At 58.5% G+C, this 14,829-nt stretch carries 17 protein-coding genes; 7 read left to right on the top strand and 10 right to left on the bottom strand.

Annotation, left to right across the window (positions count from 1 at the left end; genetic code table 11):
- Window positions 1–1,202 (bottom strand): zinc ribbon domain-containing protein (locus B7L68_RS00040; RefSeq protein WP_081245635.1); only part of this gene is annotated, 1,202 nt, incomplete at its 3' end.
- 98 nt (window positions 1,203–1,300) lie between these two features.
- Between B7L68_RS00040 and B7L68_RS00045 the strand changes: the two genes are divergently transcribed.
- Window positions 1,301–1,894 (top strand): peptidase M50, encoded by a 594-nt coding sequence (locus B7L68_RS00045; RefSeq protein ID WP_081245636.1) that lies wholly within the window; start codon window positions 1,301–1,303, stop codon window positions 1,892–1,894.
- 18 nt (window positions 1,895–1,912) lie between these two features.
- Here the strand turns inward: B7L68_RS00045 and B7L68_RS00050 are convergent, their stop codons facing one another.
- Window positions 1,913–4,384 carry a M1 family aminopeptidase gene (locus B7L68_RS00050; protein WP_081245637.1) on the bottom strand — a complete coding sequence of 824 codons (2,472 nt, stop codon included), beginning with the start codon at window positions 4,382–4,384 and terminating at the stop codon, window positions 1,913–1,915.
- Between the two features lie 141 nt (window positions 4,385–4,525).
- On the opposite strand from B7L68_RS00050, the gene B7L68_RS00055 reads away from it, so the two are divergent.
- Together B7L68_RS00055 and B7L68_RS00060 are read left to right on the top strand one after the other, a co-directional pair.
- Window positions 4,526–5,641: a PhoH family protein gene (locus B7L68_RS00055; protein WP_081245638.1), complete on the top strand. Its 1,116-nt coding sequence runs from the start codon at window positions 4,526–4,528 to the stop codon at window positions 5,639–5,641.
- A complete protein-coding gene (locus B7L68_RS00060; RefSeq protein WP_081245639.1) occupies window positions 5,638–5,916 on the top strand; it encodes an acylphosphatase in 279 nt (92 codons plus the stop codon). The genes B7L68_RS00055 and B7L68_RS00060 overlap by 4 nt, the downstream gene beginning before the upstream one ends.
- Window positions 5,917–5,924: 8 nt before the next feature.
- Here the strand turns inward: B7L68_RS00060 and B7L68_RS00065 are convergent, their stop codons facing one another.
- Both B7L68_RS00065 and B7L68_RS00070 read right to left on the bottom strand, forming a co-directional pair.
- Window positions 5,925–6,518, bottom strand: coding sequence for an A24 family peptidase (locus B7L68_RS00065; RefSeq protein WP_238136241.1), 594 nt, complete (start codon window positions 6,516–6,518; stop codon window positions 5,925–5,927).
- On the bottom strand, window positions 6,518–7,417 hold the full coding sequence (locus B7L68_RS00070; RefSeq protein WP_081245641.1) for a bifunctional phosphoglucose/phosphomannose isomerase: 900 nt from the start codon (window positions 7,415–7,417) through the stop codon (window positions 6,518–6,520). The genes B7L68_RS00065 and B7L68_RS00070 overlap by 1 nt, the downstream gene beginning before the upstream one ends.
- 24 nt (window positions 7,418–7,441) lie before the next feature.
- Here B7L68_RS00070 and B7L68_RS00075 point away from each other — a divergent pair, with 24 nt between their 5' ends.
- The 4 genes from B7L68_RS00075 to cobB all read left to right on the top strand — a co-directional run bounded on the left by B7L68_RS00075 (window position 7,442) and on the right by cobB (window position 11,363).
- Window positions 7,442–9,412, top strand: coding sequence for a DEAD/DEAH box helicase (locus tag B7L68_RS00075; protein ID WP_193432442.1), 1,971 nt, complete (start codon window positions 7,442–7,444; stop codon window positions 9,410–9,412).
- Window positions 9,413–9,426: 14 nt separating this feature from the next.
- Window positions 9,427–9,606, top strand: coding sequence for a hypothetical protein (locus B7L68_RS00080; protein WP_081245643.1), 180 nt, complete (start codon window positions 9,427–9,429; stop codon window positions 9,604–9,606).
- 612 nt (window positions 9,607–10,218) lie between these two features.
- Complete coding sequence (locus B7L68_RS00085) at window positions 10,219–10,560, top strand: DUF362 domain-containing protein (protein WP_081245710.1); 342 nt, start codon at window positions 10,219–10,221, stop codon at window positions 10,558–10,560.
- Between the two features lie 38 nt (window positions 10,561–10,598).
- Entirely contained in the window at window positions 10,599–11,363 is a 765-nt protein-coding gene (gene cobB, locus B7L68_RS00090) for an NAD-dependent protein deacetylase (protein ID WP_081245644.1), read from the top strand.
- Here the strand turns inward: cobB and B7L68_RS00095 are convergent.
- The 6 genes from B7L68_RS00095 to B7L68_RS00115 are packed head-to-tail and all read right to left on the bottom strand — an operon-like array spanning window position 11,325 to window position 14,802.
- On the bottom strand, window positions 11,325–11,867 hold the full coding sequence (locus tag B7L68_RS00095) for a DUF309 domain-containing protein (RefSeq protein WP_081245645.1): 543 nt from the start codon (window positions 11,865–11,867) through the stop codon (window positions 11,325–11,327). The two genes, cobB and B7L68_RS00095, sit on opposite strands and share 39 nt — an antisense overlap.
- The gene (locus tag B7L68_RS00100) at window positions 11,868–12,200 is read right to left on the bottom strand and encodes a hypothetical protein (protein ID WP_081245646.1); all 333 of its coding nucleotides are present in this window, start codon (window positions 12,198–12,200) and stop codon (window positions 11,868–11,870) included.
- Window positions 12,200–12,577 carry a hypothetical protein gene (locus B7L68_RS00105; RefSeq protein WP_238136247.1) on the bottom strand — a complete coding sequence of 126 codons (378 nt, stop codon included), beginning with the start codon at window positions 12,575–12,577 and terminating at the stop codon, window positions 12,200–12,202. The genes B7L68_RS00100 and B7L68_RS00105 overlap by 1 nt, the downstream gene beginning before the upstream one ends.
- 50 nt (window positions 12,578–12,627) lie before the next feature.
- Window positions 12,628–12,765, bottom strand: coding sequence for a hypothetical protein (locus tag B7L68_RS08815; protein WP_193432443.1), 138 nt, complete (start codon window positions 12,763–12,765; stop codon window positions 12,628–12,630).
- Window positions 12,762–12,977, bottom strand: coding sequence for a hypothetical protein (locus tag B7L68_RS00110; protein ID WP_238136242.1), 216 nt, complete (start codon window positions 12,975–12,977; stop codon window positions 12,762–12,764). The genes B7L68_RS08815 and B7L68_RS00110 overlap by 4 nt, the downstream gene beginning before the upstream one ends.
- A gap of 16 nt (window positions 12,978–12,993) precedes the next feature.
- Window positions 12,994–14,802 carry a phosphoadenosine phosphosulfate reductase family protein gene (locus B7L68_RS00115; RefSeq protein ID WP_081245649.1) on the bottom strand — a complete coding sequence of 603 codons (1,809 nt, stop codon included), beginning with the start codon at window positions 14,800–14,802 and terminating at the stop codon, window positions 12,994–12,996.
- Between the last annotated feature and the right edge of the window lie 27 nt (window positions 14,803–14,829).

Consider the following 14,829-nt stretch of genomic DNA (forward strand, 5'->3'; position numbering starts at 1 on the left):
GCCGCCGCGTCTCTATCCACGGCGTGGCCGCGGGGACAGTATAAAGTATGCCAACCGCCGTTGTCCCTCAGTAGCGCGAAGTGGATGGGGCACACCCGGCTATTGCGATACGGCGAGACGTAAACTACTACAGAGTCAGTCTCCCTCGCCTTGTCCTCTATTGTCTTGAGCAACTTCCTAAACGGCGTCTGCTTGACGCGGTGTCTCAGCTCTCTTTTCTTCACCTTCTTCTCCTCAAGGCCGATCATCTCCTCTTGCGGGTTTTTGCCCAGCTCCTCGGTAATAATCACGGCTGGTCTCTTCGTCATCTCACGGGCGATATGCCTTACCCGGCCCTCCTTCCGCCCCCTCTCGCGGAGTCTCTTCGCGAATTTTCTAAACTCCCTAGTGTCCGTCACGTTCTGTACCTTCTCTTCGCCGTCTCTCCCGGCGTATGGGTATTTCCGCTTCAGCTCCTCCAGCTTTCTGCCTCTAACCGCCTCGTACCTCTTCGCGAGGCGGCCGAAGTCCGTCCTTATGGAGTATACGGCGGGGTCTACGTATTGCCTATTCCACCGCGCCACGGCGTCTACTGTGGCCAAGAGGCTCACCCTGGCGACTGCGACTGTGTTTTCGTTTACGTCGAAGGTAACTACTTCTGCCGGAGGCTCCCCCCTCGGCTGTACGTCGAATACGAATATCGCATACCACCTGCCCCTCCGCCGCTTCAACATCAACGTGGACGCCAGCTCGGCCTCTCCCCTCAGCGCCTTCCACCAGTAGAGCCAGAACCTCCTGTGGGGCTTTATCCAGACCTCCCTCCTCCCGCCGGGGAGCGACAGCGCCAGCCTAACGGGGGCCGCGGAGCCGACGGCCTTCTTGTAGCTCCAGCTGTCCTTGGCGAATCTTATCGAGACCCGCCTCACCTCGGGGCGGGGCTTGCGGACCCGGCCGTCCCTCCTCGCCTCCAGAAACGACCTCCCCACCTCTATGCCTTGGTTCATGGCCTGCTGGATCAGCTGCGAATGCAACCACGGATACAGCTCCCTAAAACGCCTATACAGCTCGCCGTACTTCTCCCTCTCCAGCCTCCCCCTCTCAGCCACATACACCGCCGTCTCCTCCACGATGCGGCGGTACGCCTCCGCCACGGCGTATAGCTCAGGCGGCGGATCCTCCAGCTCAACCGCTACCGCCCTCCTCATACTCCTCACGTTCTCCATACGCTAGCCTCCCACAAAAAAGCTTGACGAACCGGCACCCCGCCCTAAAGGGCGAGGCTTTCCGCTAAACCTTTATAACGCGGCTGCGCGGACCCCCCATGGGGTGGCCCTATAGGCCCTACAGATCCAGCGAGGCTGTGGACTTCCTCCTCGCCATAGCGTCGGTGGCGGTCGCCTACCTCCTCAACTTCAACAACCCCATAGCGGGCATCCTGTTGCCGACCACCGCGGTGGCTATAGCCATAGTTCCCCACGAGCTTGCGCACAGGCAGATCGCCAGACGCAGGGGCTGTTGGTCTAGATTTGCCCTCTACCGGCCCGGCTTCCTGGTCACCTTGATAGTCAACGGCCTCGTCGGAATCTTCGCGAGGGGCCCGGTGTTGTTCATATCCGGCTACACCCTCATATCTTGCTACAGCTATACGCGCGAAGACGACGGGCTCATCTCTCTGGCGGGGCCCGCGACGAACATGGCGGTGGCTCTGCTATCGCTGGCCCTGCTCTCCCTGCCGGTGGAACTCGGCCTTCTGACAGCCCAGTTCCTGATATATCTGATGAGGCTCAACTCCTTCGTGGCCTTCTTCAACCTGCTACCGCTCGGGCCTCTCGACGGCGCCAAGATATTCAGGTGGAACATACCGATTTGGGCTGTCATGTTCCTCGCCGCGATATACCTCTCGTTCATCATCTAACGCGCCCGCGAGGAGGCCTCACCTCTCGAGGCGCGACAATCTGTCGAGCAGCTTCCTATATTCGTCGCGCAGCTTCTCCACCTCCTCCCGCAGCCTCTGGTACTCCGCGCCGCGGTCCATCGCTTTTCTGATCTTCTCAGCGGCCTCGCGGGCCATCCTCCTGATCCTTCCGTCCACGTCCCTCTCAGCCCGCTCCTGTAGATCGGGCATCAGCCGCGCGTCCATTAGGTCCAGGGCCGCCGTAACGGCGGCAGCCCTTATGCGGTAGTTATCGTCGCGCAACGCCCTGCGCAACGCCTCCAGCACCTGCGGCCTGGGGCCGAACTTGGAGAGCGACTGGACTGCGGTCATTCTGATCCAGGTCGGCTTGTCCTCGCCGGCGTGTGCCAGGACCACCTCAAGAGCTCCGTCGCCCCCAAGCTCGGCGAGCCCCTCTATGGCGCCTCTGGTCACCACGTCCATATGTCCGCCGTACCCTAGAGCCTTTCTGAGGCTATATTCGGCGAATTCCCACTTGGTCTTACCCAGGGCCTTCGCCGCCTCGTACCTGACGTAGTAGCTCTCCGAACCGTCGTGCAGCACCCTGTCCAGAAACTCCGCGGCCTCGCGCCGCCTCGCGTTGCCCAGCGCCTCCATCACCGCGCGCCGGGCCCTCGGGTGGCGTACATCGCGGTAGGCCTCCATCAACGCCTTGACCGAGTCGGCCGTGCCTATGGCGCCAAGCGCGCGCGCCGCCTCGGCGGCGACGCCCCAGAACTTGTCGCGAAGCGCCTTGGCCAGGAACTCGACGGCTCTGTTGCTCCCGTTTCTCCGCAGGGCCTCCACGGCCTGCAACCTGCAGTAGAGATTCGCGTCGTCCAACATGGCGCCGAGCGCCTCTACTGGGAAGTTGAGCTCCACCACCTTGAGCAGCTTGAAGTCCGGGTCTATACAGGCATATCTGGCCTTCTCCCCGAGGGGCACCTCCAGGCGCTTCTCAGAGAAGCTCACCGATATTTTGTCCCGCCGCCCGTCCTCGTAGGCCACCTCGATCTCCAGCGGCAACGTGTACACGGGAAAGCTGTCGTCCGGCTGGGCTTGTTCCAGCACCAGCCTCACTCCGTTGTTCTTGCTCCAGGAGGCCTTCACGACGGGGTGGCCGGCCGAGTAGAAGAACTGCCGCCACAGCCACTCGAGATCCATGCCGCTGGCCTCCTCCAGGGCTTTCCTCAGATCCTCTATATCGGCGTTCCTGTACCTATGGCGCTCCAGAAAGAGCTTGAGCCCCCTTCTGAACGCCTCGTCGCCCAGCAAGCTCCTTATCGTATGTAGGACGACGGACCCCTTCTCGTAGGAATGCCTGTCGAAGACCTCCTCAGGTATAGCGTAGAGGTTGGTCACTATGGGCCTGGCGTAGCGCGTGCTGTACTCGTTGAGGTACGCCTTGAGGTTTAGGTACATCTCGTAGAGGTACTCGTCTCTGCCCTTAGAGCGCTCCGTCCAGAGGGCCTCTATGAACGTGGCGAACGACTCGTTTATGGAGATGTGGCCCCAGTCCTTCGCCGTGACCAAATCGCCGAACCACTGATGGGCCATCTCATGGGCCACGAGGGGATCCGAGGAGAAGTCCTCCTGGAGGCAGGGGAAGTCCTCGTAGGGGCAGTGCGCGTGCTTGTCGTGAAGGGTCCAGTCTGTGAGGATCGTGAACGTGGTGTTCTCCATCCCTCCGTAGACGAACTCCTGGACCACCACCTGCGCGTAGCGCTCGTAGGGGTAAGGAACCCCTAGATACTCCTCGAAGAACTTCATTATGTTGCAGGTGTTCCTGAAGCTGTACTGAGCCACCCCGGCGCGCCCCCTGGGCAACCAGTACTCCAGCTCTACGTTGCCGCATTTGTCCCGAGCTATCTCGAAGTCGCCTGCGGCGAGCGCTATCAGATAGGGCGACATGGGGTGCCTCATCTCCCAGACGAACGTCTGCTTGTCGCCGCCGTCCCTCACCTCCACCAATACGCCGTTGCTCCCCGCGACGTAGGGCTTGGGGACCGTTATGGAGAGCCTCCAGGGGAATTTGATGTTTGGCGTATCGGGCAGAGGGATCCAGTATCTATTGTCCTCGCTCTCGCCCTGCGTCCAGGCCATGGGCACTCTGTAGGGGTGGTGTCTGTCGGGCAGGACGAAGTAGATGCCCTTGCGGGGCTTCGCCCTATACCTTACCTCGAACTCGGCCTCGCGGCCCGCCGGGAGGTTCAGATCTAGGGATATGCTCTCCCCGTCGTAGGAGTAGCCGGTCGATGCGCCCAGCACCTCGAGCTCGGCGGCGTCGAGCGCCAGCCTGCGGAGGTCCCTCTTGGCCCTCACCCTGTATCTCGCGACGCCCCTAACCTCGCGGCTCCAGATGTCTAGCTCTACGTCCAAGTCGAGCTTAACCACGTCGAAGTCGTACTGCCGCGGGAAGCGGGGGACATATTCCGGGAAGGCGAAGTCCCTCCCCACCAGATATCGGGCCATGGCACACTGAGGGGTCTGGGTTTAAAGCATTCCGTTTCTCGGTCCTCCCGCCGGCGGGGCGACGGCCTGCGTGGACTGCGGATGCCGCCCCGGCCCAGGCGCGCGGCCGTATAGCTTTTAAACTGCGCCTCTCGCCAATGCGTGATCGACAAGATAAAGCCGCAGACGGTGGGGCAGGAGCGGGCTCTCAACGCGCTGTCAGACTCGGAGAACGAGATAGTTGGGCTCTTCGGCCCCACGGGCACCGGCAAGTCGTTGTTGAGCATAGCCTACGGCATATCCTCGGTGCAGAGCGGCAGATACAAGCGGTTCGTGATAGCGAGGCCCATCGTCGACGTGTCGACGGGCCGCGCGCTCACGCCTGAGGATCTGGGAGAGATGTACTACAAGCTGGCCGCCGCGTACATCCAAGACATCTTGGGCGAATATGCGACGGGCGGCGAGATAGAGAAGCTGTTGAGGGAGGAGGCCGTCGTGGTGACCGACGTGAACTATCTGAGGGGGAGGACCTTCGACGATACCGTCATGTTCCTCGACGATGCTCAGAACGTACAGCCGGACAGCGCCGCGGAGGTCCTCATAAGGCTGGGCAGAAACAGCAAGTTGATCGTGGCGGGCGATCCAGTGTTTCAACGCGGCGAGGACGGCGCAGACGGCGCGACGTTGTTGAGGGAGGCTCTGTTGGGCGAGGAGAAGGCCGTCGTGGTGGATCTGGGCGTTAAGGACATCGTGAGGCCGGGGGCCAGGAGGGGTATAAAGCTCGCCTTGGAGCTACGCATGCGGAAACGCCGGCTCACCGATTCGGAGAGGTACGTGGAGGACGCCTTCAAGGTCTACGCCCCGGACGCCGACGTGATAACGGCGATAGAGTTCAAGTCGGACAAGGAGTCTCTGGGCATAAAGGGCGATGTCCCCGACGCCTTGGTCTTCGTGAAGGAGGGGCATCTGGGGAGGGCGGTGGGCAGAGGGGGCGAACGAATAAAGAGCATAGAGAACGACGTTGGGCTTAGGCTGAGGCTCGTCGAGATGACCCTCGACTTCAAGAACTGGATAAGGGCCCTGCACCCCGCCGGCTGGATCGCGAAGCACATACTGGATGTGGATTTCGCAGGCCCCGAGCTGTTGGTGTCCGTCAGGCGTAGCGAGTTCGGCTCGTTCGTGGGCCATAGAGGCGCCTACGTGAGGCTTATGGACAGGGTCTTCAGGAGGCTTCTGTCCATAGGAGTCCGCGCGGTGGAGGCGGAGGAGGAAAGGTGAAGGTCCGTCTCCATATATTCATAAGAGGAGAGCTGAATCTGCCTGGCGTGCCCTTTAGGCAGATAATGAGGGAGGTGGCGAGGAGGAACAACGTCGTCGGGTGGGTGCGTTTCCTCTCCGACGACGTGGCCGAGGCGGTGCTGGAGGGCGAGGAGAGGGACGTAGACGCGGTGCTGAGATGGGCCTACGCCGGTCCGCAGGGCACTAAGGTCAGGGAGGTCGAGATATCCAGGGAGGAGTATAGAGGGGAATATAAGGACTTCGGGGTTCTGTAGCGCCTCCGCTACGGAGGTCCGACAAGCCCGTATAGCGCCAAGTACAGGGCAAATCCAAGCGCCATGTGGGCCACGTACGGCACGCCGTATCTAGCCACCACGTAGTCGCCCTCTATCCTTTCCGGCGGCTTGTACTTCTCGACGTCCCTGACCTCGCCTATAAGATATCTATGGCTCCTCCTGAGGGCCTCCTCGCGGGTTATGCATATATGCGTGAACTTCTGAGTCAGAGTCATCCTGCACGGCCTCCTGTTGTTGATCAAAAGCAGCCATATGGACGTCCCCAGCACCGATATGCCGGCGCCCAGCACCACGACCGCCGGAGTGGGCAACGCGGGCGAGAACGGCGGGAATAGGGACAGCGCCGCTATGGCCAACGAATCCGCGTATCCGCTCCCGGTGAGCCGCATGGCCAGGGCCAGCACGAGGCCCAACATGGGCGACATTATGTACAGAGGCGCGCTCCACGAGAGGTACGCCGCGGCGAGGGCCGGCGGAAATAGAAGCGCTATAACCCAAGCGTCTATCTCTCTCGTCTTTACGTCCTGGTAGGACGCAAACCCCAGGACGGCCAGCTCGGCCAGTCCGAGCGCCTCAAGCATCACGGAAGCCTTCTCTTCAGCTCGTCTATCCTCGGGGTCTTCAGCGGGTCTATCCCTCTGGCCAACGCGATCTTCACGGTGGCTATGCCCACGTGTTTTAAGAACGTCAAGATCCCGCCGACGGTCATAGGCACCTCGAAGACCTCGCCGGACAGCAGATCCACGGTGAGCCTCACCCTGGTTCTGTGCTCGGCAGGTATGTCGGGGCTCGTCATGGCCATTATGGGGCCTGAGGCGCCCTCTATCCAGTTGTGGTGGGCCTCCGGCAGGACCTCGACCGATGGATCCAGCTTGGCGTTTTCGTTGGCCTCGTTCTTGACTCTATAGGCCAGGCCCTGCATGGATACGGGCGCCACTATGGTGGGCCTCGCGCCGAGGGTTTTAACCAGCCTATCGGCCAGCCTCTCGTCGTAGGGCAGTGAGGAAGGCGTGTCGAAGTTCACTCCATAGATCTTCCTCAAGGTCCATAAAGCCGCCGTCAACATCTGCGGCAGGGCGGCGCGGGGCGCCGAGGCCTTCGGCACCTTGATCGTCGGGATGCCCATCTCGGCCAGCTTGCCGCCCGTGGTTATGGCGATGACGGGCATGCCCCGCCTCAGCGCGGCCGCCGCGGCTGTGATGGTCTCGACCGTGTTGCCCGAATAGGACACGGCGAGCATGAGCCCGTCGCCCCCCCTGAAGAAGTAGTCCTTGACGACGACCGCCTCGAAGGGCCACCCCCAGACGAAGGAGAGGTCCCTTATTAGGTCCCCTACGACGCCGGAGCCCCCCATCCCGGCTATATACAGCCTATCCGCCGGCGCCAGCCTGTAGAGGCGTCCTTGGTACTGATACTCCTCGGGCAGATCCACCTCAGACGTAATCAGGTACCTCTCCCAGTTTAGGTAGTCGTCCAACACGTGTCAATTAGGCCTAATTAATATATGCCACATCCCTCTGTGGAGTTTCGCGTAGTTGTTAACGGCGTGGAGATAGTGAGGGAGTGGAGCTGGGACAGGGTATCTAGAGTGAAGGAGGAGCTGAAGAGGATGGGGTTTAGGTGGACGGGCGGCGGATGGGTAGGCAGATTGAGGGATCCCGCGTCTCTATATGCGCTGAAGGCGTTGCTCGACCTCAGCGACGAGGAGCTGGACGAGGTCGCGAAGGCCAGCGGCGTCGGCTCCGGCGACGCGGTGCTGGTGGTGGGGAACATAGCCGACCGCCTGAGGCCGTACGTGGCGGCTTCCTACGGCTCGTCCCACCTCGTCTCCGTGACTAGGTTCATCAGAGACTTCATAGCGTCGGATCGAAAGGCCATAGCGGAGGTCTCCTCCTATGAGGAATACGTGCGGCGTGCGGCCGAGGAGTTCAGGTCGCTGGTTAGAGGCCTGGAGATCAGAGGCGATCTAGAGGCGGCCGTGAGGAGCGCCGTTGAGATAGCCCTCAGCTCGGAGCGCCTCAAGTCCCTCTACGAGCGCCGCGTCGCGTGGAGGCGCGTGGAGCTCTGGCCGACGAAGGCCGTGCTCAACTTCGCCGGGAGGGAGCTGGCCGCGGAGCTGGGCAACTTCAAGCTGGCCTATAACGTGGTCGAGAAAGACGGCGAAGTTAAACAGATATTTATAAAACTTGTTAAAATGTCAAGAGAAAATGATAAAATAATTATAAAATATCCAGTATTTATTAGAGAGAAAATTTCGGATGTGTTAAGGAAATATGGCTATATCGTCCTGAAGAGAGATCTGGAGTATGGACGGGTTGAGTATAGACAGAATATATCTCTCCACGATTTCCAGAGGAGGGCGGTCGACAGCTGGGAGAAGGCGGGGAGAAGAGGCACTATAGCCGTGCCCACCGGCGGAGGTAAGACGTTCATAGCATTGGCCGCATTGGCGAGGGCGTCAACCACGGCGCTCGTGCTGGCCGTCACGCAGGAGCTGGCAACCCAGTGGGCGGAGAGGCTTAGGAGGCATCTGGGAGTGAGCCCCGGCATGTTGGGGGCAGGTAGACACGACGTGAGGGACGTCACCGTGGCTATCTACAACTCGGCGGTGAAGTACATAGACGAGCTGGTGGGGAGGTTCGGCGTGGTGGTCTTCGACGAGGCCCACCACGTCCCCGCCGAGACCTTCAAGGAGGTGGCCCTAGCCCTCGACTCGCCCTTCAGGCTGGCCATATCCGCAACGCCTAGGCGCGAAGACGGCAACGAGATGTTGATATATGAAGCGGTGGGTCCCCTAGTATATAGAGCTACATATAGCGAGATGATCGAGGCGGGCCTGGTGGTGCCCGTGGAGCATTACAGGATATATATCAAGCCTAGCCCCGAGGAGGAGCAGAGCTATAGATCGGCGCAGGCCGCCACAGACAACGCAATAGTCCTTAGAAACATCGCGTCGCAGATCTCGTCGAAGATCCCGATAGCCGTCGAGGTCGTCAAGAGGGAAGTCGCCCTAGGCCATAAAGTGCTCGTCTTCACCCAGTTCCTGGAACAAGCCAAGGCCGTATACAATAGATTGCGCGAGGAGTCCATACGTTCCGAGCTGATAACGTCCGAAGAACGCGACAGGGCCTCTGCTTTTTCGCGGTTCCTGTCGGGAGCCTCCAAGGTGGTGGTGACCACCACCGTATTGGACGAAGGCGTGGATGTGCCCGACGCCGACGTCGCCGTGGTGGTCAGCGGCAGCGGCTCCAAGCGGCAGATGTTGCAGCGAGTGGGGAGGGTGGTGAGGAGGGCTCCCGGCAAGACTGTGGCTCGCGTGTACGAGCTAATCGCAAGAGGCACCATAGAGGAGGCTCTGTCGGAAGCCCGACATATGGATGACGTAATTGAGGAGTCCATATGCAGAAAGTTCTCGGAGCAGACCCTCAGAGAGTTTCTGCGCGCGACGAAGCTCACCGATTTCAGGAGCTTTTAAGGCGCAGTGGGATCGTGGAGACGGTTGAGGAATATCTCTATCTGCTTCTGGAGTCCGCCATAGCGGCGGTCCTCATAGCTGTGGCGGTCGCCATCGGAAGCAACTTGATAAAGGATATATCTTCAATATATGAACAAGGATTTAAAGATATAAAATATATGATAAATATTATAAAATATGCGAATATTGTATAATATAGTTATAATAATATTGCTACTAATGTTGCTGTGGATGGCCGTGGAGGCGGAAAAAATAGCGGCGATGCTCAACATCTTATTTAAATGATATCACAGATTGAAGCGATATATATAATTATTATTTTTATATTATCGTTATTTATATTTATATTGTTTATGAATGTTGCTATGTCTTTATCTATAGATAGATATCTTTTTCTTCTTTCCGTATACGCCAGGTGTAATCAAACGTATATATATACCTATTATTCCACCAATTATTCCATCAGCTCGCCGCTTATTTGTATCAACATAACATCGAGCCGCGGGAATTTAACTCTCTCTGTGCGATATCTAGTACTGGCGCGGCCCTAGCGTCGGTTCGTCTAGCTTCTTCATCGGTCGTCCAGGCCAGACCTCCCCATCCGCCCCTCTCAGGTCATATCTACATAAAGATTGCGAACCTGACGTCTTATCGCTACATTTATTGCATATAAAAATGTTATATAAATTAATTATGAATTTTATCTATTAATAAAAAGTTTAGCTTTAATATTAAAATAATATAAACGCTATATTAATAGTTTAAAGAGCAAGTAAGAATTAAAAAGAGCACCTATGAGGTTGGCCATGGCCGAGCAGAAAGACCTGTCGCAATACCAGAGAGTGGTGATAGACCAAGACCTCTGCATATCGTGCGGCGCGTGCGTAGCCGTATGTCCCTGGCAGGCCCTCGAGCTGGACGAGAACGCGAAGGCCCGCCTAATCTGGGAGAAGTGCTACGACGACTTCAGCTGTGTGGCCGCCTGTCCAGTTAAGTGTATATACAAGACTAGCGAGGCGCCGGACGACGCCAAGAAGAAGCCCAACTGGTATAGGCTTGGCAAGCAGCTGAGCCCCGACGAGCAGAAGATATTGAACGACTGGAAGGCGAAATTCGGCATACCGGTGGACCCGTTGCCTCCGTCCTAGGAGGGTTAATTTATAAAACGTTTTTGTATAGATTGCAGATGGACAAGGTTTTTCAAGTCGCAGATCTATTGAACAGAGCGAACTGCGCCGTGGCTCTCACGGGCGCGGGCATATCGACAGCCAGCGGCATACCGGACTTCAGAGGCCCTCAAGGCATCTGGAGGAAGGTAGATCCGTCTAAGTTCGAGATCTCCCATCTCTACCGAAATCCCGACGAGGTCTGGAGACTCTTCGTCTCCATCTTTGCGCCGAAGGAGACCATAGCCCCCAACCCCGCACATAAGGCCTTGGCCCAATTGGAGTCAATGGGGAAGCTCTGCGCAGTGATTACACAGAACGTCGATGGGCTACACCAGGCGGCCGGCTCGGCTAGAGTCGTGGAGCTCCACGGCTCTCTGAGGTACGCCGTATGCACCAAATGCGGCATGAAGTACACCCTCGGCGAGGTGTTGTCCACGTACAACGGGTCGGCGCCTAGATGCAGGGTCTGCGGCGGCGTCCTGAAGCCCGACGTGGTCTTCTTCGGAGAGCCTCTGCCCCAGGAGGCGCTCAACGAGGCGGTGTTGCTATCGGAGCTCTCCGAGGTCTTTATGGTCATAGGCTCCTCGCTCGCCGTGGCGCCGGCAAACCGGTTGCCGCTAATAGCCAAGAGGCATGGGGCCAAGATAGTGATAATAAACTCGGGGCCGACCGAGATGGACGAGATAGCCGACGTGGTGATAGAGGGGAGAGCCGAGGAGGTGTTGCCCAGAATCGTCGAGGCCCTAAGGGCAGGCTATAGAGAAGGGGCTTTTCGAGACTAGGGACCTCGCGAGCTGTTCCCTCAGCTTCGGGATGTCTATACAGCCGATCCTCTCCGGGGCATCCTCGAGAAGTCTAAGCGCCTCCCCGGCCAGGAGGACGAACTTGTCCGGGGCCCCCTCCTGCAGTTTGACGAATGCGGCCGACATAAGGATTAGGCCCTGCAGAGATCTGTCGCCGCTTCTACGCCAGGCCGGCTCTATCTCGGCATGCGCCTCCCAGAACCTCTCCGAGTTGAATAAGGCCACGAATCTGCCTATATCTCCGCTGCCCAGCGCGTCCTCGTTGGTCACGTCTATGGCCGCGTAGACGCGCCCGACCGCCTCCTCCACTCTACGTCTGGCGTCCTCGACGTCTACGCCTCTCACCAAAATCTCTAGATGGCGCGAGGCCACCCGCACGTTCAACACGGGGAGGAGGCCCCGCAGGTCGCGTAGCAGCTGAGCCCTCTGAGAAGGCGTATAGCCCGGATTCTCCGCAATCAGAAGATATCTTATATTATTCATTTATATTTTAACAATTATTTTATTAAGATTAAACTGAATATCTACTATCACTTTTAAATCACCATAACTTTGTTTTATGCGCCTTACCGTGGCTAACGCCTTGTTTATGCGCTCCAGAAGCTCCGTGTTGTCGGGAAGCTCGCCGCCTGTATAAAGCTCGACGCCCTCGGCGAGCTTCAGCTCGACGCCAAACGCCTTGGCGAGCTCGACGAACTTGAGATATCTCTCCTCCATGGCCGCAAGGGCCTCCCTTCTGTTTCTATAATGTTCTGCGTGGTCCTTCAGCGATGTAAGGATGTTTTCGAGTTCGCTGAGGGTGAGGAAGAGGGACATTATTCCTGTCCTCCGTAGTAGTACGCTATCTCGACGTTGCCTACACAGAACTTTATATAGCCCGGCGTAATGTCGCGGCAACCCCACATATCTAGCTCCACCTCGGGCGCCTTCAGGGGCTCAGCGGGCTTCGCCCTGGGGAAGGGCGGAATCACCTCGGGGAGATCTTCCGGCGTTATGTGCGTGCCGGACGAATCGACGATTATGGAGTAGCTCGTCAGCCCTAGCTTATCTGCCATGTTGCTGGCGGCCACTATGCGTTCCATCAATTCGCCGACAGCCCCATATAGATGCCCGAGGGAGCCCAGCTGGACTACATACTGCCCCACCTGTCTACGTCCGAACACTACAGGCGTCGCCTCGATAGAATATTGCACCTCCCTCAAAGTCCATAGTATTTGATCTATATTTTTGGAATTTATAATAATCATAGTATTATTCTAATTTTTTCATAATATTGTTCTATATATACTATTTCATTTTCGCCGAGCACTTCTATCAGCTTCTGCTTTATCGAGGGGTCTATATTGAGCGAGGAGACCCTCGCCCTTCTTAGGTTCCTCATGGCACAATCGTTATCGTGTTGCCCCGTAGTATGACGTACGTGCTGGCGGGCATAATTTCGAGAAGGCTCATCGGCAGATTGGGCGCTCTAGGAGGCCACACGAAGTCGATGCCCTCCCCCCTTATGACCATTTGCTCGGCCTTCCGCGAGTTTAGCACCTGCACTACTTTTCGTATCAGATCCAACTGGTCCGTATAAATTATCACAGCCACGACTATAGGCAATATATTAATAGTTTGTCCCTCCGTCGCCCCGGCCCCCCTCGTCGAAGACCCTGTAGACCAGATATTGGGCCGAGGGGCATGCCTTGGAGCAGAGGAGACACCCTATGCATCTGCCCTCATCGACGGCGAAACGCCCATCGGAATCCCTCCTGAGGGCCCCCGTGGGGCACCAGCTTATGCAGAGGTCGCAGTGGCCGCAGATGGAGGCGCGTACCACGAGCGCCGCCGCATCCAGAGCGCCGCGGCCCTCTATCCTAGAGAGATCGCCGGAGAGCCGCAGGTGGCCGTCTCTCCGCGCCACCCTTACGCCGTCGCCCTCCAGTCTCACTTCGCCGAGCATCTTCAGCAGCTGTAGGGCGGTCGCCGCGTCGGGCCTTACGCCGATCAGCTCCAGCCCCTCCTCGGTCCGTCTGATCTTCACCGGGTACTCCGCCTTGATGGACAGCTTGACGAACCTCTTGAGGTCGCCCGGGATATTCCTCCACCGCCATAGCCCATACCTCAGGTAGTTCTCGTCCCCGTAACGCTCGGAGATCTTCTCCTCAAGCCGCTCGTAGATGTTCGGGTAGCTGATACGCACCAGCTCCAGCTCGGCCATCTCGTTGGCCGGACACACCACGCATCCGAGCCTGTCGAACCCTCTCTCGTACGCCTTGTTGTAGGGAAGGCCGTGGAGGAAGATATAGCCCCAGACCTCTAGGGCGGTCCAGTCCTGGAGGGGCGCCGCCACGATGGTCTTGGCCACCCATCTGCTGGCTGAGATCGGCTTCAGTCTCGCCCTCTGGAACGATTCGGCGGCCCTCTGGCCCACAACAGATATAGCCCCCTGGGGGAAGCGCTCGAGCAAGGTCTTCGTTATGGGCGCCATCTTTATCACCTTACAACACCAGCGGTAGTCGCGGGCGGGGGGTCCGAACTCGTCCAGGGCCCTCCAGAATCTGTCGCCGGCGGACGCGACCAAGAGCTCCGCCCCATACCTCTCGGCCACCTGGCCCACGTTCTGATACGTCTCGGGCGCCTCGAGGCCAGTGTCGTTGAACAATATAGCGAACTGATGGCCTGTCCTCGCGGTGAGGTCCAGCGCCACCAAGCTGTCCTTGCCTCCCGAGTACGAGACCACGACGGGCAGCTTGTATCGAGATATGACGCCGTTCAGGAAATCCACAGCCCTCCTTGCCTTCCTCTCTATGTAGGTCCGGTTGATCTCGGCGAATAGCTTCAAGTCGCTGGGCCTGCTCGGCGGTAGCCGCGGCCTCGCCCTCCAGGACTTGATTATGTGGAGCCTCCTCCCTCTGAACAGCTTAGCCACGCCGTGTATCGACCCCCCTCTGGTGGAGACGGCCACGTGGGCGTACCTCCTCTCGGGGAGAGATCCCTCCAGGACTCGATCCCCATGCACGTCGTAGCCCGCCGGCAGTTCGTCCATGTCGACGACGGCCCACCACCCAGCCCTCCTGGCCAATATCTCGCTCACGCCTTCGAACAACGGCCTGAACCTCCACCTGCCCTCGACCACGTCGTAGAACCTATGCCCCAATATCCTTCCACGGACCACCACCTCGTCGGCTTGATCGGCGTACCCCGGTATTTTGTTCAGCAAAACCACCTCGTCTGCCGGTATCATATCTGCGAGGGAGCTGTCGCCCAGCTCGTACTCGACGGCCCGCCTGGTTATCTCTATATCGACCTTAAAGGCGGGCCTCACGTCGCCCGGTTTAGTGACATAGACAGGCACCAGTCTGCTGCATCTATCGGCCACGTCGTGGGGATCCAGCACGGGCACGTTGAGGTCGTCGCACCAATACAGCCGCACGTCAACCACGTTTTCCTATTTAAATAG

Origin of the sequence: Thermoproteus sp. CP80 (genome assembly GCF_002077075.2) — an archaeon.
Classification (GTDB): domain Archaea; phylum Thermoproteota; class Thermoprotei; order Thermoproteales; family Thermoproteaceae; genus Thermoproteus.